The following is a 19,710-nucleotide window of genomic DNA, read 5'->3' on the forward strand; positions in this document are numbered from 1 at the left end:
CACAAAAAAGACAAAAAAGCACATCATGCAGAAACTAGCTATACTAGATGCTACGATGATGTGCTTTTTTAAGTGAACAGCTGTTGACTTATAACATATCGAACAACGACAACTGATTTTCATCTGGTAGATCTTTAAGAACACCATTATCCGTCATGTATTCAATCAAGGTCTTAGAAACTTTCCCGCGATTGGCGAGGTCTTCTTTCGATAAGAAGGGACCGTCTTTTCGTGCTTCCACGATTTGTTTCGCTACGTTTAGTCCCAAACTCGGCACGGCTCGAAACGGTGCGATCAATTTTTTCCCGTCGATCACGAAGTTTTCCGCATCCGATTTATACAGATCGATCATCCCAAATTCATAACCGCGCTCTAACATTTCATTGGCTAACTCCAGAACCGTTAACAGATTCTTTTCTTTCGTTGACGCATCCAATCCTTTGTCAGTGATTTCTTGCATCCGTTCTTTTACGGCGTCTTTTCCTTTTGACATGGCAATCAAATCAAAATCATCCGCCCGGACAGAGAAATAAGCACAGTAATAGAGAATTGGGAAGTACACTTTAAAGTAAGCCACCCGCAACGCCATCAAAACATACGCCGCCGCATGGGCTTTCGGGAACATGTACTTGATCTTCGAACAAGAATCGATATACCATTCAGGGACATTGTTCTCCCGCATCGCTTGCAAGTAAGTGTCCCGCAAGTCGTCAGGGATCTTGTTCCATTGGCCTTTACGAACCGTCTCCATGATTTTAAAGGCCATCCCGTCATCTAAGCCGGCATGGATCAAATACACCATGATGTCATCCCGACAGCCGATTACTTCTGCTAGACTAGCGTCTCCGCGACGAATCAGTTCTTCAGCATTGCCCAACCATACATCGGTACCATGGGAAAGACCAGAGATCTGCAAGAGCTCTGCAAAGGTCGATGGATGGGTTTGATCCAACATCCCTCGCACAAATCGGGTACCAAATTCTGGGATGCCTAATGTACCTGTTTTTGAGTAGATCTGCTCTTCAGTCACACCTAGCACATCCGTACCACCAAAAATACGCATCACTTCCGGATCATCCGTGGGGATTGTTTTAGGATCGATTCCTGATAAATCCTGTAGCATCCGAATCACCGTTGGGTCATCGTGTCCCAGGATATCCAGTTTTAAAATATTGTCATGAATCGAATGGAAATCAAAGTGGGTCGTTTTCCATTCTGAATTTTGATCATCTGCTGGGTATTGAATCGGGGTGAAATCATAGACATCCATATAGTCTGGAATAACGATAATCCCCCCCGGATGCTGACCAGTCGTCCGTTTGACGCCAGTGGCACCTTTTGCCAGACGATCGACTTCTGCTGCACGATAATGAAGATTATGATCGCGCTCAAAGCCTTTTACGAACCCAAAGGCTGTTTTGTCCGCTACGGTACCGATCGTTCCGGCACGATAGACATACTCTTCACCGAAGAGCACTTTCGTATAGTTATGGGCTTCTGGCTGATACTCCCCTGAAAAGTTCAAATCGATATCGGGGACTTTATCGCCATGGAAGCCAAGGAAGGTTTCAAAAGGAATATCATGGCCATCTTTGTTCAGACGGGTGCCGCATTTTGGACATTTTTTCTCTGGCATATCATAACCAGAACCATACGAGCCGTCTTCATAAAACTCAGAATACTGGCAATCGGGACAATAATAATGAGGGGCTAATGGATTGACCTCAGTGATCCCAGTCATAGTTGCGACAAAACTAGAACCGACTGATCCCCGCGACCCTACTAAGTAGCCGTCTTCATTGCTTTTATGAACCAGTTTTTGTGAGATCAAATAGATCACGGAAAACCCATTCCCAATGATCGAATCAAGCTCTTTTTTCAAACGTTTTTCCACAATTTCTGGTAATGGATCACCGTATAGCTCTTTGGCACGGTTGTAACTCAAGTCGGTGATCTCTTGTTCAGATCCGGGAATCTTTGGTGTATACAAATCATCTTTTACCGGAATGACTTTTTCACAGAGATCAGCGATTTTATTCGGGTTCGTCACTACAATTTCTTTCGCTACTTCTGGACCTAAAAACTGAAAAGCGGTCAGCATCTCATCGGTTGTTCGGAAATGTACATCCGGTAAACTATGTCGATTCAAGGGATTGGCGCCCCCCATCGAATTGATCAAGACCTTACGATAAATGGCATCTTCTTCGTTCAGGTAGTGGGCATTCCCAGTAGCAACAACGATTTTCCCTAACTCTTCCCCCATCTTTACCAGATTCCGAATGATGTCTTCTAGATCTTTTTCACTTTTCACGAGTTCCGTTTCGAGAAGATGAGCATAAACTGCTTTGGGCATGACTTCGATGTAGTCATAAAACTTGGCAAGTTCCCGCGCTGCATCGACCCCTTTTTGCATCATTGCGACAAAGACTTCTCCTTTATCACAAGCGGTTCCGACTAACAATCCTTCCCGCAATTTCACCAATTCTGAGCGCGGGATCCGCGGAACTTTATCATGGAAGTACTTCACATTTGACATCGAGATCAGCTTGAATAAATTCTTCAATCCCGCCTGTTTTCGGGCTAAGATCGTGGCATGGAAAGGCCGAGCTGCTTTATAGGAGTTCTCACCCCCCACGTGTCGGTTCAAATCTTCGTGCAGTAGCATGTCATGTTTTTCCATCGCTTCTTTGACAAAGATCCACGCTAAATGACCGGTTGCCTCGGCATCGTAGATCGCTCGGTGATGTTGCTCCAAACTAACGCCAAATTTTTTGGAAAGGACACCTAAACCGAATCGCTTAAACTCTGGATACAAATAACGAGCGAGTTCCAATGTATCAATGACGGGATTTTCTGCTTCCGGGATACCGTATTTTCGATAACTGGTATTTAAGAAGCCCATATCAAATGACGCATTGTGGGCAACTAGAATGGCTCCTTCAGAAAACTCACGGAACAAACGTAAGACTTCTTCTTCCGATTTTGACCCCCGAACCATTTCATCGGTGATTCCCGTCAATTCTACGGTCGTTCGTGATAAAGGATGGCCAGGATCGATGAATTCATCAAAGGAACCTTCCACGTTGCCTTTATGCATCCGCACAGCGGCCAATTCAATGATGGTGTCGTACACTGCAGACAATCCGGTGGTCTCCACGTCAAACACGATATACGTGGCATCAGTCAGTGGGACAGGCTGCGGATTATAGGCAACCGCTACCCCGTCATCCACGATATTGGCTTCCACACCGTAAAGAATTTTTACCCCGGCTTTTTCTCCGGCGTGATGGGCATCAGGAAACCCTTGTGCTCCACCATGATCGGTGATCGCAATCGCCTTATGTCCCCACTTGCCAGCTTGAGCGACAAAGTCTGCCACATTGTTGGTTGCATCCATCGTACTCATATTGGAATGCAGGTGAAGTTCGACCCGTTTTTCGCCTTCAGGTGCATAATCTTTGCGGGCCTCGTGTTTGACTTCCAGCAAATCTTGCGCATTCATAACGAGATCTCGCATAAAGGTATCTTCTTGAACACTACCACGCACTTTGACCCAACTACCTTTAGCAATGGCATCAAAGACTTGTTCATCTTTTTCATTGTTGGAGAATTTTTTCACACTAAACGACGACGTATAGTCGGTGATTTTCAAAATCAAAATCTTCCGTTTTGAACGCAATTCGCGGACTTCTTTATCAAAGACATACCCTTGGATCGTAACTCGGCGTTCTTCCTCGATGATATTGATCATCGGTGTCACAGGTTCATCAGCAGGAATATTACGTCCCAAGGCGATTGGTCCGTCAAATTCGACTGTTTTGACTTCTTTTTTGCGTTGCTCGTGCGCCATTAAGTTCTCAGCGGCTTGCAATTGGAAGGCTGCCGTTTGTTCTTCTTTTCGTGCTTCAAGTTCTTTCAAGGCTGCCTCAGCCTGTTCTTTGTCTAGCTGTGGCAGGATCCGAAATTTTTGAAACCCGAAAGTCCCATAATTTTCCTCAATGATCGGTAAGTACTGTTGCTGCAAAATCGTGATGACCGCATCATTGTTGACGGGTAAAATCACCTTGTTCTCTTGAATCATAGGCATTTGATTTTTGATCACTTGATGAACTAACGGCCGATCGCAATTTTGATTGGCTAACGCTAATGGCCAGTATTCTTGAATGAACTGCTCATCAAAGGAACCGTCTTGAGCTTCAATGACAATGCGAACTTCCGCAATCTCTTTAAATGCCAATTCAATATGTTGTTTAAAGGACTGATACACCATCACCGGCAACAAACGTTCGAATTGGAAATAAAACGTCCAGGCTTTTGATTGTCGATGCACGGTTACTTGTCTGATTTGGGCAGTCTGCATCAATGGATGCTGCCGAAGATTTTGGGCAGCTGCAATTTGGTCTAATAATATCTCAAAGGTCTCTCTTTCTTTTGACAATTGAAGATCCTCCTTTTCTCAGTACTCATTAGTATACCTCTTTTTGTCTTCACTTTCATTAAAAAATCGAGAAAGGATTTCCTTTCTCGATCTACCATTTGTTTCGATTTATTCTTGGTTGGCTAACAAAATCGTTAGGGTCGAAGCGACTTCTTCTTTCCTCACTTCAACGGTTGCGCCAGTATGCTTGATTTTGATCTCCACGATGCCTTCTACGGCTTTTTTACCGATGGTCAAGCGAATCGGACAACCAATCAAATCGGCATCTGCAAATTTGACCCCTGCACGTTCATTGCGGTCATCCACCAATACTTGATAGCCAACTTGGTTCATCATTTCTTCTACTTCTTCACTTAAGGCATTTTGATAGCTATCTTCAATCGACGTTTGGATGATATGCACATCAAATGGGGCAATTTCTTGGGGCCAATCGATCCCAAACTCATTGCCATATTGTTCAACGATCGTTGATAGCAACCGAGAAACCCCCAGACCATAACAGCCCATGATGATTGGTTGTTCATCGCCATTTTCATCGACAACCGTCGCTTCTTGCGCCTCGCTGTACTTGGTTCCTAACTTGAAGATATGCCCAACTTCGATTCCTCGCGTAAAGGTTAAGGTCCCTTTTCCATCTGGGGAAGGATCGCCTTCTTGAACCAAGCGAAAATCGGCAAAGGCTAGTGGTTGAAAATCACGGCCTACATTTGCATTAAGAAAATAGCTCTGTTTTTCTGCCGCTGGTACGATCAGATTCGCCATATCTTGGACATGCTGATCGGCATACAATTGGATCGAATCAGCAAGCTCAATGGGGCTGCGAAGTTGTGCGTCACTGGTCAGATAGGACTCGGCTTCTTCAGCAGTCAAGATCTTCACTTGATCAGCGGCTAAAAAATGCTTGATCTTTGTTTCATTAAGACTGTGATCACCTCGAAGCAATACCATAATGACTTGCTCGTCAACGAGTAGCAAAAATACTTGAACGATTTTTTGCAAATCCGTTTCGTATGTTTTCGCCAGTTCCTCTAACGATAGAGACTCTTCATGAACGACTTTTTGTAACTCTAAATAGGTCTCATGAGATTTTTTAGCGATATACTGACTAGTTGCTAGTTTCCAATTGGCGACATAGTCGCTTTCAGTCGAATAACAGATCAGCTCTTCGCCGATTCCAGACAATGCCAAAAACTCTTTTGAATCTCGGCCACCCATCAAGCCATTATCCCCGACCACTGTCCGATATTCGATCCCACAGCGTTTCAAAATGGCATGGTAAGCCATTTCGTAGCGATTATAGGTTTGATCTAAGCTGGCTTCATCGGCGTGAAAAGAATAGCCATCTTGCATGATAAATTCACGGCTGCGAATCAATCCAAAGCGCGGCCGCTGTTCGTCCCGATATTTCGTTTGGATCTGATACAAGCTCAAGGGTAGCCGCTTATAAGACGTGATCTCGTTTTTGATCAATGTCGTGAACGGCTCTTCGTGAGTGGGCCCTAAAACGATCTCTCGTTCGTTTCGATCTGTCAACCGATACAAAGACTCACCATACAATGAGGCCCGTCCAGACTCCTTCCATGGTTCATACGGAAGCAAAGAAGGCATCGCCATCTCTACGGCATCGATTTGTGCCAGTTCCTCACGAATGACCCGCTTGATCTTTTCTAACACCCTTTGTGCTAGCGGCAAGTAGACATAGATGCCTGCCGCCACTTGTCGAATATACCCGGCCCTAACTAACAGTTGATGACTTAACGTCTCCGCATCGCTGGGGGTTTCCCGCAATGTCGGAATCAAACATTTTGACTGTTTCATTTTTTTCTCCTTTGCTACAAAAAATCATGTTCACCCGATCAACAATTGATTTGCTTGTGCGTCTTATTTTTAAAAGAAGAAACGTTGGATATCATTCCAGGTAACGAGAACCATCAGCAGCATCAAAAACCCAAACCCAATCAGGGTAATGATGCCTTCTTTTTCTTGACTGATTGGCTTGCCTCGCACACCTTCTAAAATATTTAAAACCAGTTTCCCACCATCTAATCCAGGAATCGGCAATAAATTAAAGATCCCCAAGTTGATGGAAATCATCGCCATCATGGCGATCACCGTTGTGACACCTTGCGATGCGGCTTGAGAAGACAGTTGGAAAATCGCTACCGGTCCACCCAATTTATTGATATCTGGTTGGGCGATCAAGTTGCCGACTGCTCTAAAAATCACCAATGAATTGTCAATGGTCGTTTGCAAGCCGCCAAGTAAGATGTCTCCGATGCCAGTTTTTAACGAAGCCGTGATCCCTAAGAAACCAATCGTAGTCTCCCCAGATTCTTGACTCGCAGGAGTTGCCGTCAAATCAAGTGTTTCTGCTCCTCGTTTAACTTCGAGAGCAATCTGAGTATCTGGATACTTTTGGATCTCTGTCGTCAATTCTGACCAGTTGGAAACATCGACGCCTTCAACTGCTAGGATTTCGTCGCCATTTTGCAGTCCGGCTTCAGCTGCCGGGGTTCCTGCTTCGATTCCTGTCACGATGGTTGCATCTTGGTTCGCGACACCACCTTGCGCAAACACCAACCCAGTGAATAAAACCAAGGATAAAATAAAGTTATTCATCGGTCCGGCAAAATTCGTCAGCATTCGTTGCCAAAGCTTTGCGGACTGGAATTGAACGTCTTTTGGTGCGATCCGAACTTCAACGCCATCTTCATGAATAATCGTTGCGTCATGATCCACAGCGTACGTAACTGCTTCTTGTTCATTGCCGTTGATGAAGCCAGTGATCGTCAGCTTCTCCTCCAAGTCAAAGTCGGTCACTTCCATGGGGATCGCTTGCGGCAATTGGATCTTTTTGCTCGTATTGATTTTGATGACTTTACCAGTTGCATCTTGAACCAAGGAGACTGGCATACCAGGCGTTAATTCGGTTTCATCTTCGCCCCAGCCTGCCATTTGGACATACCCGCCTAATGGCAGCATCCGAATCGTGTAGGTCGTCCCATCTTTCGCTTGATGCGCGAACAATTTAGGCCCCATACCGATGGCAAACTCTCTTACTAAAATACCTGCCCGTTTTGCAAAGAAGTAGTGTCCGAATTCGTGAATCACTACCACCACGGAAAAGATAATGATAAATACAAGTATCGTTTTCATGCTCGTTCCTCTCTTTCACAGCATCCCTCTCATTCAGGGCAGCCTTTCCTTATTTTATCACACCGGTTCCCGTTGAGGAACTCACATTCCCGTTGTAACAAGAATTTAAAAAAAGAAGCGCAAGCCAAGCCTGCACTTCTTAAATATTTTCTAAAAGACGCCAAATAAATACATGATTGGAAACACAAACAACATGCTGTCGAAGCGATCTAAGATTCCCCCGTGACCTGGCAGGATATTTCCTGAATCCTTTACGCCATAATGACGTTTGATCGCCGATTCCACTAAATCACCAAATTGCCCAGCGATCGAAAAGAGGACCGTCAATAAAATCATCATGGCACTACCGTGTCCAAAATAATCTTTCCCAGGAAATGCTAATAGATACAAACCAGCTACGACCACCGCAGCAGCAATCCCGCCTAGGGCCCCTTCGATGGTTTTATTAGGAGAAATCTCCGGCCATAATTTTCGTTGACCGTAACGTCGTCCCACCATGTATGCCCCAATATCCGTTGCCCACACGATAAAGAGACCGAAAACTAAAACGACTAAGCCATCCGTTGCTGACCGTGCCGTCAAAAAACGTTCAAACCCGACACCGGTATATAAGCTAACGATCACCGGAAAGCCAGCTTCATCGATGGTATACGTATTTTTCGAAATAACCGCGATCCCTAGTAACAAAAGAACGATCAGATAAAACAAGGCACTTTTATCTGTCCCCTCTGGCAAAAAGAAAAACCAGCGTTCTTGAGGCAAAACTAAGATTACCGCTCCGAGGATTGAAAGAATTCCTTCAAAACTGAAAATAGCTAATCCTTTCATTCGAAATAATTCATAAACACCAATTCCTGCCATTGCTGCTGCCAGCAATTCGACGGCAATGCCGCCAATATAAATAATTGGCAGGAAAAAGGCTAATGCGACGACCGCAGTGATTACACGTTGTCTCACTCTTCTTCCTCCTTCGTTTTCAAACCGCCAAAACGCCGGTTTCGTTGTTGAAAGCTCCCAATCGCGTCCTCTAATAACGCAGAATCGAAATCAGGCCAGAGCGCTTTTGTAAAGAATAACTCGCTGTATGCAATCTGCCATAATAAGAAATTACTGATACGTTCCTCACCACTCGTTCGAATCACCAATTCAGGATCACGTAACGCGTTTGGTAAAAAACCAGTCATCAAATGCGTCCCCAGCATGTCTTCCGTGAGCTCTGGTAGGGCTTCGCCGGAAGCTGAAAGTTCTTCATAAAGTGCTTGGACAGCTGTCAAAATTTCCGCGCGGCTGCCGTAATTTAAAGCAAAATTCAAGATCATCCCGGTGTTATCTTTGGTTTGGTCGATCGCTCGCTTGACCGCTTCTTGTGTATGCGCGGGTAAAGAATCCGTGAACCCCATCACTTTGACTTGAACATTTTCTTTGATCAGCTCAGGAACAAAGGTGTCGAAAAAGTCGACGGGCAGTTGCATCAAAAAGTCTACTTCTTCGTTTGGCCGTTTCCAATTCTCTGTCGAAAATGCATAAAGCGTCAATACCTTCACACCTAAGTGTGAAGCGTGTTTCGTGATTTTCTTTACCGTCTCCATGCCTTCTTTGTGGCCAGCTACTCTTGGCAAGCGCCGATTTTGCGCCCATCTGCCGTTGCCATCCATAATGATCGCGATGTGTTGGGGAATCGGCAGTGATGGATCAAATTCATGTTCAGCCGCTTCTTTGATATATTTGTCTTTTTGTGGAAAAAAACGCAGCATCGTATTCGCTCCTCTTCCAATTCTTGAAATTCATCTTTTACATTATAACAATAATCAGATTTCTTGCCTATGAAAACCAAGAAAAGATTTCTATATTAAGAAAAAACAAAAAAACAGCTGTCATATTCAAGTACATGAGCTACTTTCGCCCATAAAAAAAGAGCCGCTGAAGCGACTCTTCGTCATTCCTTTTAAACTTCAAGTAATTCTTGTTCTTTTTCAGCTGCGATGGCATCGATTTCTTTGATGCTGTTATCTGTAGCAGTCTGCACTTCTTTTTCAGATTCCCGCAAATCATCTTCTGTGATATCGCCAGCTTTTTCTTGTTTCTTGTAAGCTTCCATGGCATCCCGACGAATGTTACGGACGGCGATTTTCGCATTTTCAGCTTCTTTTTTCACATCTTTTGCTAATTCTTTACGGCGTTCTTCCGTTAATTGAGGAATCACCAAACGAATGACCGTTCCATCATTGGCAGGTGTAATCCCCACATCACTTTGCATGATAGCTTTTTCTACTTCTTGGATCATTGTTTTGTCAAAAGGTGTGATCATCAAAATTCTTGCTTCTGGAATCGTAATTGAAGCCATTTGGTTCAAGGGTGTTGGTACACCATAATAAGTAACCATTACGCGGTCTAAGATGCTCGCGTTCGCGCGGCCAGCACGGATTTGTCCTAATTCCCGCTGCAAGTTTTCTGCTGCTTTTTTCATTTTGTCTTTTGCTTCTGTTAAAATTTTGTCAGCCATGTTATTTCCCCCTTACTGTCGTTCCAATATGTTCACCTAAAATGGCGCGGCGAATGTTTCCATGCTCATTCAAGTTGAATACGACTAATGGAATATCGTTGTCCATACTTAATGAACTTGCGGTTGAATCCATTACTTGCAATCCTTTAGAAATGACTTCTAAATGAGTCAATTCTTCAAATTTCACAGCACTTTGATCCGTTTTAGGATCTGCTGAGTAGACGCCATCAACATTGTTTTTTGCCATCAAAATGACATCGGCGTTGATTTCAGCTGCCCGTAAGGCTGCGGTCGTATCAGTTGAGAAATAAGGGTTTCCGGTTCCGCCGGCAAAAATGACGACCCGCCCTTTTTCTAAGTGACGTTCTGCTCTGCGACGAATATAAGGTTCTGCGATTTGACGCATTTCGATCGAAGTTTGGACACGCGTTGGTACACCAGCGTTTTCTAGTGTATCTTGTAATGCTAAAGCATTCATCACAGTCGCTAACATGCCCATGTAATCAGCTTGGGCTCTTTCCATCCCCATTTGCGCACCGATTTGTCCACGCCAAATGTTCCCGCCGCCGACCACGATTGCCATCTGTACACCTAATTCGTGGACTTCCTTGATCTCTTTAACGATCTCTTGGATCGTCGGTGGTTTGATCCCAAAGCCTTCGTCACCCGCTAATGCTTCACCACTTAATTTTAATACAACACGTTGATATTTTGGTTTGCCCATCATGATTCCTCCGTACATTCTCCAATACTATTGTAGCATATTGGTGCTCTTTCGTTGAAAATTATCTACACTATTTCTTCAAAAACCGTTTTTGCTTAAAAAAAGGGAGCGCACTTCCATGCGTTCCCATCTGTTCGAGGAACAGAATTATTTTTTCACTTGGCTCATTACTTCTTCAACGAAGTTGTCTTCGCGTTTTTCGATACCTTCGCCGACTTCAAAGCGGACAAAAGATTTCACAGTTGCGCCTTTTGATGCAACATATTTTTCAACTGTCATATCTGGGTCTTTAACGAATGGTTGGTCAACCAAAGCGATTTCTGCTTTAAATTTCTTCAAGCGTCCTTCAACCATTTTTTCAACGATGTTCGCTGGTTTGCCTTCGTTCAATGCTTGTTCTGTCAAGACTTGTTTTTCATGATCCAATTCTTCTTGAGAGATTTGTGCTTCGTTCACGTAGCGAGGGTTGATCGCTGCAACGTGCATCGCAACATCTTTCGCAACTGATTCGTCAGTTGTTCCTTCAAGAACTGTCAATACAGCAATACGTCCGCCCATGTGTAGGTATCCGCCGAATGCAGCATTGTCATCTTTTTCAACAACTTCAAAACGACGGAAGCTGATTTTTTCTCCGATTACTTGTGTTGCTTCGATCAACGCAGCATCCATTGTGCCTTTAGAAGTTTCTAATTTTAAAGCAGCATCCATATCAGCTGGTTTGTTTGCTGCGATTACTTCAGCGATTTCTTTTACTAAGTCTTGGAACATTTCGTTTTTAGAAACGAAGTCAGTTTCTGAGTTCACTTCAACGATTGCTGCTGTGTTGCCGTTGATCGCTACAGATGCTAAACCTTCAGCAGCAATACGGTCGTTTTTCTTCGCAGCTTTTGCCATACCTTTTTCACGTAATAAGTCTACGGCTTTTTCGATGTCGCCTTCTACTTCAACTAATGCACGTTTTGCGTCCATCATTCCTACACCAGTCATATCGCGTAATTCTTTTACTAATTTAGCTGTTACTTCTGCCATTTTTTGTTTCCTCCTAAATGTTTTTAAACAAGATTGCTTGTCTTTAAAAAAAGCTGTTTCAAAGGAGAGTGAGGCTTGGCGCCTAGCCTTTGAAACAGCTCCATCATTTATTATTCAGCTGATGCGTTGTCGCCTTCGACAACATCAACGATTTCTTCGATTGAAGTTGCGTTTTCTGTTGATTCAGCAGCAAAATCTTCTTCTGCTACTTGGTCTTCGCCTTGGTTACCTTCGATGAAAGCATCTGCCATTTTCGCAGTGATCAATTTAACGGCACGAATAGCGTCATCATTTGATGGGATAACAACATCGATTTCGTCTGGATCACAGTTTGTATCGACCATCGCTACGATTGGGATATTTAATTTGCGTGCTTCTTGGATCGCGATACGTTCTTTACGTGGGTCAACAACGTACATTACATCTGGAATTCTTGGCATATCAGCGATACCGCCTAAGAATTTTTCAAGACGTTCGCGCTCTTTGTTCAAGCCAACGACTTCTTTTTTAGGAAGAACAGCAAATGTGCCATCTTCTTCCATTTTGTTGATTTGTTTCAAACGAGCAACACGTTTTTGGATTGTTTCCCAGTTTGTCAAAGTTCCACCTAACCAACGATGGTTAACATAGTATTGACCTGAACGGATTGCTTCTTCTTTGATTGCTTCTTGTGCTTGTTTTTTAGTACCTACGAATAATGCAACGCCGCCTTCTTCAGCAACATTTTTCATGTAGTCGTAAGCTGCGTCTACTAATTTCACTGTTTTTTGCAAATCAATGATGTAGATGCCGTTTCTTTCTGTGAAGATATATTTCTTCATTTTTGGGTTCCAGCGACGAGTTTGGTGACCAAAGTGTACGCCGGCTTCTAGTAATTGTTTCATTGAGATTACTGCCATGTTGTGTTTCCTCCAATTTGGTTTTTTTGTTTTCCTCTCTTGCTCTTTTACTCCTTGAAGAACTGAATTGATCAGCACCGCTTCGCAGATGGAACAAGATGTGGGATTGACGTGAAAAACTCACGCCTTAAACAGTATACAGTAGCTAAAAAAGAAATGCAACTGATTCAAATGAAAAACTACGATTCGTGGTTCGGCTTTTTTTTAACGTTCTAATTCTTTTCTTATTATATCTAGGTTTTTTCGGTGTTATCTGCTATGATAAGGCTGACTTAATCAATCATGCTTAAAGGAGTTTGCCTATGCGAAAAGCTGATCGCCATTTACTTATTAGACAAATCATTACTGAACATACTGTACGCACGCAAGAAGAATTATTGCAGCAATTGGAAGTCCAAGGAGTCTCCGCCACGCAAGCGACCATTTCTCGCGATATTCGTGATTTGAAAATCGTGAAAGTACCTGATGAGTCAGGTCAGACAAAGTTTGTCATTTTTCAAGGAATGCAAGCTTCTGAGGATGAAAAAGAAGAAGAGCAGCGCTTGATACAGATGATCGAAGACGTTGTCACTAAAGTAGATCGTGTGCAATTCATGACCTTGATCCACACCGTTGCGGACAATGCGCCTTTGCTTTCGGCAGCGATCGATGAAGTGACCATGCCAGAAAAAGTATGCTCGTTGGCGGGTTTTGATACAGTAGCGGTGATTTCCCGCAGCGACGAAGACGCCGAATCATTTTATCAATTTATCAGAAACCACGCGGTCTTATAAAACACTGAACAAATGTGCCCTATCTGTATTTTCACTACAAAAAGAGCTGTGCCCTTGTCGAAACAAGAGGCACAGCTTTTTTGTTACATTTTGTCAGGTGCATGTAAACCAAGCAACCGTAAATCTTCTTTCAATAAAGTAGTTACTGCATAAACCAGAGCCAGACGTGCGTCTTTTTCCGCATCCTCAGCCAAGATTTTCACATTGGCATAATACTTATTAAAGGCCTGTGCCAATTTAATGGCATGTTTGGCAATGACGGATGGTTCATATTTTTCCGCCGCTTGCATGACCGTTTCTGGGTAGCGTTGGATCAATTTGATAACTTCCCAGCTCTCAGCGTCTGCCAATGCCAGACTGCTGACAGCAGCGGGATCAAAGTTGGCTTTTTCAAGAATGCTCATGGCACGGGCATGAGAGTATTGCACGTAAGGACCGGTCTCTCCTTCAAAACGGACAACTTCTTCTAGCGTAAAGTCGAAATTATTCAAACGGTCATTTTTCAAATCGTGGAAAACGACTGCCCCGACACCAACTTGTTTTGCTACTTCTTCTTTGTTTTCAAGGGTTGGGTTCTTTTCAGTGATTTGTTCTTTTGCTGAATCGATCGCTTCATTCAATACTTCTTCTAAAAGAACGATCTTGCCTTTTCTTGTAGACAGTTTTTTCCCATCTTTGGTGATCAACCCAAATGGTACGTGGGTCATATCATCTGCCCACTCAAAGCCCATTTCCTTCAAAACAGCTTTTAATTGTTTGAAGTGATAACTTTGTTCATTCCCTACCACGTACAATGATTTTGCAAAGTTGTAGGTCCGTTTGCGGTACAATGCGGCAGCCATGTCCCGTGTGATGTAAAGGGTCGCACCATCGGATTTGCGGATCAAGGCTGGATTTAAGTCATAGGTAGCCAAATCAACGATTTCTGCCCCTTGGTCTTCTTTCAGCAAGTGTTTTTCTTCTAATAATTCCACGACTTCTGTCATTTTATCATTATAGAAAGCTTCGCCATTCAATGAATCAAAGGAAACTTCCAACATATCGTAGATTTTATTGAATTCTTTTAATGATTCATCACGGAACCATTGCCACAAATCCATTGCTTCTTGGTCACCATCTTCTAGTTTCTTGAACCAAGCTCTCGCATCATCTTCTAATTGTTTATCTGTCTCGGCAGCTTCATGAAAATCAACATACAAACGTAACAGTTCGTTGATTGGTTCCGCTTTGACCGCTTCTTCTGACCCCCATTTTTTATAGGCAACGATCAATTTCCCAAATTGTGTGCCCCAGTCGCCTAAATGGTTGATGCGAATTGGCTGATAACCGATTTTTTCTAAAATAAAGCCGATCGAGTTACCAATCACAGTGGAACGCAAATGCCCCATTGAAATTGGTTTGGCAATGTTTGGTGAAGACATGTCGATCGGTACTGCTTGCTGATTGCCGATGGTTTGATCGCCAAAATGATTTTTTTCTTTGAGAACCAGCTCTAAGACATGGGCAGAAATTGCTTTTTTATCCATAAAGAAGTTTAAATACGGACCGACCACTTCAATTTTTTCAAAAGACGCTTGATCGATTTTTTCTGCTAAGTCTGCGGCAATTTGCTGCGGCGCTTTCCGATAGACTTTTGCTAGCGAGAAGGCTGGGAATGCCACATCCCCATGGTCGGCTGACTTTGGATTTTCCAGTAATTGCTGAACTTGTTCAATCGATAGATCTTCTTTTACTACTTGATGGATCGCTTGTGCGACGATTTCTTTGTTATTCATAGTATCCCTCCTATAATGACTGAGCCCATGTATTGATGAAACGTTGTTTGAAGCAAGCAAACAGCTGTATGTTTTTCATGCAAGAAATGATTGATAAAAACAAAAAAGCCTCTAGCGCATAACATGCACTAGAGACGAGATTTCCCGCGGTACCACTCTGATTGTCCTTTTCGGACCCACTTTTTTCTGATAACGGCAGAATTCCGTTTGCTTGGCAAATTCTCACAAGTGCGTTTCACAATCTGATCAATTCGGCTTCCACCACCCCGAACTCGCTAACTGATACTCGAATCGCTACTTCTCTTGTTTCATCAAATCAAGGCTATTTACTTCCCAGAAAGTATAGCAAAGAAATGTTTGTTTGGCTAGCGAGATTTTGGCATTTTCAAAAAAAATTATTTTATACTTTAGGAATAAATAGATCTCCGGCAGTCACTGCCATGATTGCTTTGATTGAGTGCAAACGATTTTCGGCTTGATCAAATTGACGGGCATACTTACTGCGAAAGACCTCATCAGTGACTTCCATCTCAGAAATTCCATACGCCTGCGCTGCTTTTTTGCCATACGTGGTCTGATCATCATGAAAAGCCGGCAAACAGTGCATAAAAATCACTTGATCATTTTGGGTTTTTTTCATCAACGATTGGTTTACTTGATACGGCAGCAGCTGTTCGATCCGTTCTTGGAATTTTTCTTCTTCACCCATTGATACCCAAACATCGGTATACACGACATCGGCGCCTAGAACACCTTGATCCACATCATCAGTCACCAAAATCTTTGCCCCAGATTCCTTGGCATAGGCTTGTGCCTGTGCGATGATGGTTGCTTCTGGCTGCAAGGCCTTTGGGGTGACGACATGAATATTGACCCCTAAAATCGCACTGGTCACTAACAAAGAATTGGCGACATTGTTGCGCCCATCCCCACAGTATGCGATGGTCAAGCCAGTCAGCTCACCGAAGTTTTCTTGAATGGTCAAAAAGTCAGCGATCATTTGCGTTGGATGCCATTCATCCGTTAAGCCATTCCAAACAGGTACGCCTGAATAGCTGGCCAGATCTTCGACAACCTGTTGGCTAAAGCCGCGAAACTCGATCCCGTCAAACATACGGCCGAATACTTTGGCGGTATCTTCAACGGATTCTTTAGACCCCAACTGAATATCATTGGCCCCTAAAAATTCCGGATGCGCCCCCAGATCTACCGCTGCAACCGTAAAGGCTGCTCGCGTCCGTGTCGAATTCTTTTCAAACAAAAGTGCAATGTTTTTACCATCTAAATAACGATGTGGTTGATTGTTGGCCTTCATCCCTTTCAAGTGCTGGGAAAAATCAATCAAATATTGTAGTTCTTCTTTAGTAAAATCCTTTTCTGCTAAAAAACTGCGTCCTTTAAAAACCGATGTCATTGCATACCCGCCCCTTCATTAATTAATAAATATACACAATGATATCAAATTATGAAATAAAATACAACGAAATCTTCTGTTTGCTCATAAATGAAACAAAAAAACACCTAAGAACGGATCTTAGGTGCTATCATCTTAAGAAATCGGATGGGCAAAGCTGACACTTGGATCAGCATTCAATGAAAGATCTGCTAAGCGCTGCTTTTTCAACGCAACATGGGCATAGGCACCAATCATGGCCGCATTATCTCCGCAAAGACGCAATGGTGGAATCAACAATTCCACTTCCGGCAATTCCTGCATCGCTTCTTGTAAAGCGTCACGCAACCCTTGATTCGCGGCGACCCCGCCAGCGACGATCAGCTGGTTTACTGGATAGGCTTGGCATGCCCGCAACGTTTTATGAACCAATACTTCGACAACGCTGGCTTGGAAACTAGCTGCTAGATTTTCTACTGACAAAGCTTCCTCTCTTTGCTGTGCATTATGCACAAAATTGATAAAAGAACTCTTCAAGCCACTGAAACTAAAATCAAAATTATCTTCTTGTATCATTGCTCGAGGAAAGTGATACGTATCACTGCCTAGATGCGCAAGGCGATCAATTTCTTTTCCACTAGGATAAGGCAAACCCAGAACACGACCGACTTTGTCATAGGCTTCTCCAGCGGCATCATCTCTCGTTTCACCGATGATCTCAAAAGAGCCATCTTCTGCCATATACACCAATTCGGTGTGGCCACCGCTGACCAATAATGCCATTAAAGGAAAAACCAATGGCTTCACTAGACGAGCTGCATAAATATGTCCTGCCATGTGATTGACCGGAATCAGTGGTAAGCTGTGGGCCCAGGCAAAGGCTTTCGCTGCAGAAAGTCCAATCAATAATGCCCCAACCAACCCTGGACCATAGGTGACAGCAACAGCTGATAATTCTTCAGGCTGTGTGTCGGCCTGTGTCAATGCTTCCTCGATGCATAAAGTAATCTGTTCAACATGGTGACGACTAGCGACTTCTGGTACGACACCGCCGAAGCGCTGGTGGCTCTTGATCTGCGAAGCAACAATGTTACTTAAAATGGTGTCACCGTTTTTAATCACTGCCACACTTGTTTCATCACAACTGCTTTCAATGGCTAAAATCAACTCATTCATTTGATTTTTGTCCGCCTACTTTCTTTTCCATAATCAACGCATCCTCTTCAGGATGACTGTAATATTTTTTTCTACGACCGATGACTGTATAGCCCATACGTAAATAAAGAGCTTGTGCTTGCAAATTCGACACGCGCACTTCAAGATAGATTCGCCGACCATCAGTTTGTTCCACGATCGTTTCCATTCGTTTCAACAATTCTTTCGCCAAACCTTGCCCTTGATATGCTGGTAAAACCGCTACATTAAACAGCTCTGCTTCATCCAGCACTTGCTGAAAACAGAGAAACCCAATCAGCTCTTGATTAGTTTTTCCATAACGGAACAAATAGCGACTGTTGCTGTTTTGCAAATCTTGTTGAAATTGCTGCACATTCCAAGGCGAGCCAAAGGGATAGCTCTGATCTGCCAATGACCAAAGCATTTGCGGTGTCGGGATCGTTTGATCTGCTTGTTCGTTAGTCATTTAAAAATTTCACCATATCCAATGCGTCTTCATTGCCTTCGGTGTAGTACGCCGTTTTGATCGCCTGTGAAACAAACCCGAGGGTCCGATACAAACGTTGCGCATCACGATTGCCCAGGCGAACTTCTAATGTCAAACGGTCGCATTTGTTTTTCCTTGCATAACGTTCGATTTCTCCTAGCAAGAAAGAACCGATCCCTTTTCCTTGATAATCAGGAATGATCGCGATATTGGTGATATGGGCATCAGCGCCTAAAATCCGCACCCCGATAAACCCAATCATCCGCTCATTATGCAAGATGCCCAAATAAAGATGTTTGACCCGTGAATAAAGTTCTGACAAAAAGGCGCTCTTGGTCCAAGGCAGTTCCCCAGCATACACGAGACGCTCCACCTGCAGCAGCTCTTTAATGTCATCACCGACTAATTCACGAACAACGTATGTTTCCCCTCGTATCTCTTTTTTACGCTCTGGGTATTGAATCTGACGGAAAAGAGCCAGCTTTCCCGTCATCGTTTTAAATTTTTTCAACATAGGCATCCACTCCCGGTTCATGCGAGGCTAACCATTTTTCTTCGGCTTCAACTAATTTTAAATAGTCTGGTACAAAATCATGGATCGAAGCTACCGGCGCTTCTTCTTTCGCAATAGCAGCTAAAACCACGCCATTCGGGTAATTCCATAACGACACTTGATTGATATGGGCTGTCGGCAGTTCCGCCTCGATCATGTCTTTAAATTTGATGGTATCGGCGCCGACAAATAGCACTTCTTGACTATCGACTGCTTTTAGCTGGGTCAACAACTCAGACAGTGAGATATGCTGGTCTTTGATCCTTGTTTCTAAGGTCCCATTATGCCATTGGTAGGCACCTGCGTATACATTTTGACGGCGAGCGTCAAACAACGGAACGATCACTTGCGATACGCCCACGCAATTGGCAGCGACTGTTTTCAAACTAGAAACACCAATCAGCGGGATGTTCAATGTTTGTGCCAGCGTTTTTGCTGTTGTGACGCCGATTCGCAAACCTGTATAAGAACCAGGACCTTTCGCAACAACGATTTGCTCCAGCTCTTTAGAGGCCATCCCCACCGCTTGCATCAATCCATCAATGGCAGGCATCAATGCTGTGCTGTGGTTTTTGATCGCCATCGTCTGGCTTTGTCCCAACACTTCTTGACCATCGACCACCGCAACCGCCAGTGTCTGGTTTGAGGTATCAATCGCTAATGTTTTCATCTATCTTCTCCCCATTCAAAAAACTCTCTCATATTCTACCATATTCTAATCAAATGCCCAACCAAGTCTCCAAAAAGATGCCTGCGTTTAGAAAAAAAGCAATAGGACAACAATACCCGAACCTTTGAAAAAAG

16 protein-coding genes and 1 other annotated feature are annotated in these 19,710 nt (G+C 43.6%); of the genes, 1 reads left to right on the plus strand and 15 read right to left on the minus strand.

Going from position 1 to position 19,710, the window contains the following annotated elements; all coding sequences use genetic code 11:
* Positions 1-88: 88 nt before the first annotated feature.
* The 9 genes from IAE45_RS05095 to rpsB all read right to left on the minus strand — a co-directional run bounded on the left by IAE45_RS05095 (position 89) and on the right by rpsB (position 12,749).
* Complete coding sequence (locus IAE45_RS05095) at positions 89-4,438, minus strand: PolC-type DNA polymerase III (RefSeq protein WP_200125252.1); 4,350 nt, start codon at positions 4,436-4,438, stop codon at positions 89-91.
* Positions 4,439-4,546: 108 nt separating this feature from the next.
* Entirely contained in the window at positions 4,547-6,256 is a 1,710-nt protein-coding gene (locus tag IAE45_RS05100) for a proline--tRNA ligase (RefSeq protein ID WP_081118764.1), read from the minus strand.
* 69 nt (positions 6,257-6,325) lie between these two features.
* Complete coding sequence (rseP, locus tag IAE45_RS05105; protein WP_081118765.1) at positions 6,326-7,594, minus strand: RIP metalloprotease RseP; 1,269 nt, start codon at positions 7,592-7,594, stop codon at positions 6,326-6,328.
* Positions 7,595-7,744: 150 nt separating this feature from the next.
* Positions 7,745-8,551, minus strand: a complete 807-nt coding sequence (locus IAE45_RS05110; protein ID WP_077452615.1) for a phosphatidate cytidylyltransferase — start codon at positions 8,549-8,551, stop codon at positions 7,745-7,747.
* A complete protein-coding gene (locus IAE45_RS05115; RefSeq protein WP_086293422.1) occupies positions 8,548-9,348 on the minus strand; it encodes an isoprenyl transferase in 801 nt (266 codons plus the stop codon). The genes IAE45_RS05110 and IAE45_RS05115 overlap by 4 nt, the downstream gene beginning before the upstream one ends.
* A 191-nt stretch (positions 9,349-9,539) precedes the next feature.
* Complete coding sequence (frr, locus tag IAE45_RS05120) at positions 9,540-10,097, minus strand: ribosome recycling factor (protein ID WP_077452616.1); 558 nt, start codon at positions 10,095-10,097, stop codon at positions 9,540-9,542.
* Between the two features lies 1 nt (position 10,098).
* A complete protein-coding gene (gene pyrH / locus IAE45_RS05125; protein ID WP_005229433.1) occupies positions 10,099-10,821 on the minus strand; it encodes a UMP kinase in 723 nt (240 codons plus the stop codon).
* Positions 10,822-10,968: 147 nt separating this feature from the next.
* Positions 10,969-11,850: a translation elongation factor Ts gene (gene tsf, locus IAE45_RS05130; RefSeq protein ID WP_005229432.1), complete on the minus strand. Its 882-nt coding sequence runs from the start codon at positions 11,848-11,850 to the stop codon at positions 10,969-10,971.
* Positions 11,851-11,960: 110 nt separating this feature from the next.
* The gene (gene rpsB, locus IAE45_RS05135) at positions 11,961-12,749 is read right to left on the minus strand and encodes a 30S ribosomal protein S2 (protein ID WP_005229426.1); all 789 of its coding nucleotides are present in this window, start codon (positions 12,747-12,749) and stop codon (positions 11,961-11,963) included.
* Positions 12,750-13,051: 302 nt separating this feature from the next.
* Between rpsB and IAE45_RS05140 the strand changes: the two genes are divergently transcribed.
* On the plus strand, positions 13,052-13,522 hold the full coding sequence (locus tag IAE45_RS05140; RefSeq protein WP_200125254.1) for an arginine repressor: 471 nt from the start codon (positions 13,052-13,054) through the stop codon (positions 13,520-13,522).
* Between the two features lie 83 nt (positions 13,523-13,605).
* On the opposite strand, the gene argS is transcribed toward IAE45_RS05140, so the two are convergent.
* From argS to tsaB, 6 genes are all read right to left on the minus strand, one after another.
* Positions 13,606-15,297 carry an arginine--tRNA ligase gene (argS, locus tag IAE45_RS05145; protein ID WP_200125256.1) on the minus strand — a complete coding sequence of 564 codons (1,692 nt, stop codon included), beginning with the start codon at positions 15,295-15,297 and terminating at the stop codon, positions 13,606-13,608.
* A gap of 127 nt (positions 15,298-15,424) precedes the next feature.
* Positions 15,425-15,618, minus strand: a binding site (T-box leader).
* 79 nt (positions 15,619-15,697) lie between these two features.
* Positions 15,698-16,711 carry an ornithine carbamoyltransferase gene (gene argF, locus IAE45_RS05150; RefSeq protein WP_200125258.1) on the minus strand — a complete coding sequence of 338 codons (1,014 nt, stop codon included), beginning with the start codon at positions 16,709-16,711 and terminating at the stop codon, positions 15,698-15,700.
* A 135-nt stretch (positions 16,712-16,846) separates the two neighbouring features.
* Positions 16,847-17,866: a tRNA (adenosine(37)-N6)-threonylcarbamoyltransferase complex transferase subunit TsaD gene (gene tsaD, locus IAE45_RS05155; RefSeq protein WP_077452619.1), complete on the minus strand. Its 1,020-nt coding sequence runs from the start codon at positions 17,864-17,866 to the stop codon at positions 16,847-16,849.
* On the minus strand, positions 17,859-18,332 hold the full coding sequence (rimI, locus tag IAE45_RS05160; protein WP_142962846.1) for a ribosomal protein S18-alanine N-acetyltransferase: 474 nt from the start codon (positions 18,330-18,332) through the stop codon (positions 17,859-17,861). The genes tsaD and rimI (IAE45_RS05160) overlap by 8 nt, the downstream gene beginning before the upstream one ends.
* Complete coding sequence (gene rimI, locus IAE45_RS05165) at positions 18,325-18,867, minus strand: ribosomal protein S18-alanine N-acetyltransferase (protein ID WP_005237007.1); 543 nt, start codon at positions 18,865-18,867, stop codon at positions 18,325-18,327. The genes rimI (IAE45_RS05160) and rimI (IAE45_RS05165) overlap by 8 nt, the downstream gene beginning before the upstream one ends.
* Positions 18,851-19,576, minus strand: coding sequence for a tRNA (adenosine(37)-N6)-threonylcarbamoyltransferase complex dimerization subunit type 1 TsaB (tsaB, locus tag IAE45_RS05170; protein WP_200125260.1), 726 nt, complete (start codon positions 19,574-19,576; stop codon positions 18,851-18,853). The genes rimI (IAE45_RS05165) and tsaB overlap by 17 nt, the downstream gene beginning before the upstream one ends.
* Positions 19,577-19,710 lie beyond the last annotated feature (134 nt).

Source organism: Enterococcus sp. S53 (assembly GCF_016516865.1).
Classification (GTDB): Bacteria; Bacillota; Bacilli; order Lactobacillales; family Enterococcaceae; genus Enterococcus_D; species Enterococcus_D innesii.

What these genes read in the sequence shown, in the direction of transcription:
- argS (WP_200125256.1), bottom strand. Translation starts at nt 15,297, where the DNA reads ATGAATAACAAAGAAATCGTCGCACAAGCGATCCATCAAGTAGTAAAA.
- rimI (WP_005237007.1), bottom strand. Translation starts at nt 18,867, where the DNA reads ATGTTGAAAAAATTTAAAACGATGACGGGAAAGCTGGCTCTTTTCCGT.
- IAE45_RS05115 (WP_086293422.1), bottom strand. Translation starts at nt 9,348, where the DNA reads ATGCTGCGTTTTTTTCCACAAAAAGACAAATATATCAAAGAAGCGGCT.
- tsf (WP_005229432.1), bottom strand. Translation starts at nt 11,850, where the DNA reads ATGGCAGAAGTAACAGCTAAATTAGTAAAAGAATTACGCGATATGACT.
- rpsB (WP_005229426.1), bottom strand. Translation starts at nt 12,749, where the DNA reads ATGGCAGTAATCTCAATGAAACAATTACTAGAAGCCGGCGTACACTTT.
- rseP (WP_081118765.1), bottom strand. Translation starts at nt 7,594, where the DNA reads ATGAAAACGATACTTGTATTTATCATTATCTTTTCCGTGGTGGTAGTG.
- pyrH (WP_005229433.1), bottom strand. Translation starts at nt 10,821, where the DNA reads ATGGGCAAACCAAAATATCAACGTGTTGTATTAAAATTAAGTGGTGAA.
- rimI (WP_142962846.1), bottom strand. Translation starts at nt 18,332, where the DNA reads ATGACTAACGAACAAGCAGATCAAACGATCCCGACACCGCAAATGCTT.
- tsaD (WP_077452619.1), bottom strand. Translation starts at nt 17,866, where the DNA reads ATGAATGAGTTGATTTTAGCCATTGAAAGCAGTTGTGATGAAACAAGT.
- IAE45_RS05100 (WP_081118764.1), bottom strand. Translation starts at nt 6,256, where the DNA reads ATGAAACAGTCAAAATGTTTGATTCCGACATTGCGGGAAACCCCCAGC.
- argF (WP_200125258.1), bottom strand. Translation starts at nt 16,711, where the DNA reads ATGACATCGGTTTTTAAAGGACGCAGTTTTTTAGCAGAAAAGGATTTT.
- frr (WP_077452616.1), bottom strand. Translation starts at nt 10,097, where the DNA reads ATGGCTGACAAAATTTTAACAGAAGCAAAAGACAAAATGAAAAAAGCA.
- IAE45_RS05140 (WP_200125254.1), top strand. Translation starts at nt 13,052, where the DNA reads ATGCGAAAAGCTGATCGCCATTTACTTATTAGACAAATCATTACTGAA.
- tsaB (WP_200125260.1), bottom strand. Translation starts at nt 19,576, where the DNA reads ATGAAAACATTAGCGATTGATACCTCAAACCAGACACTGGCGGTTGCG.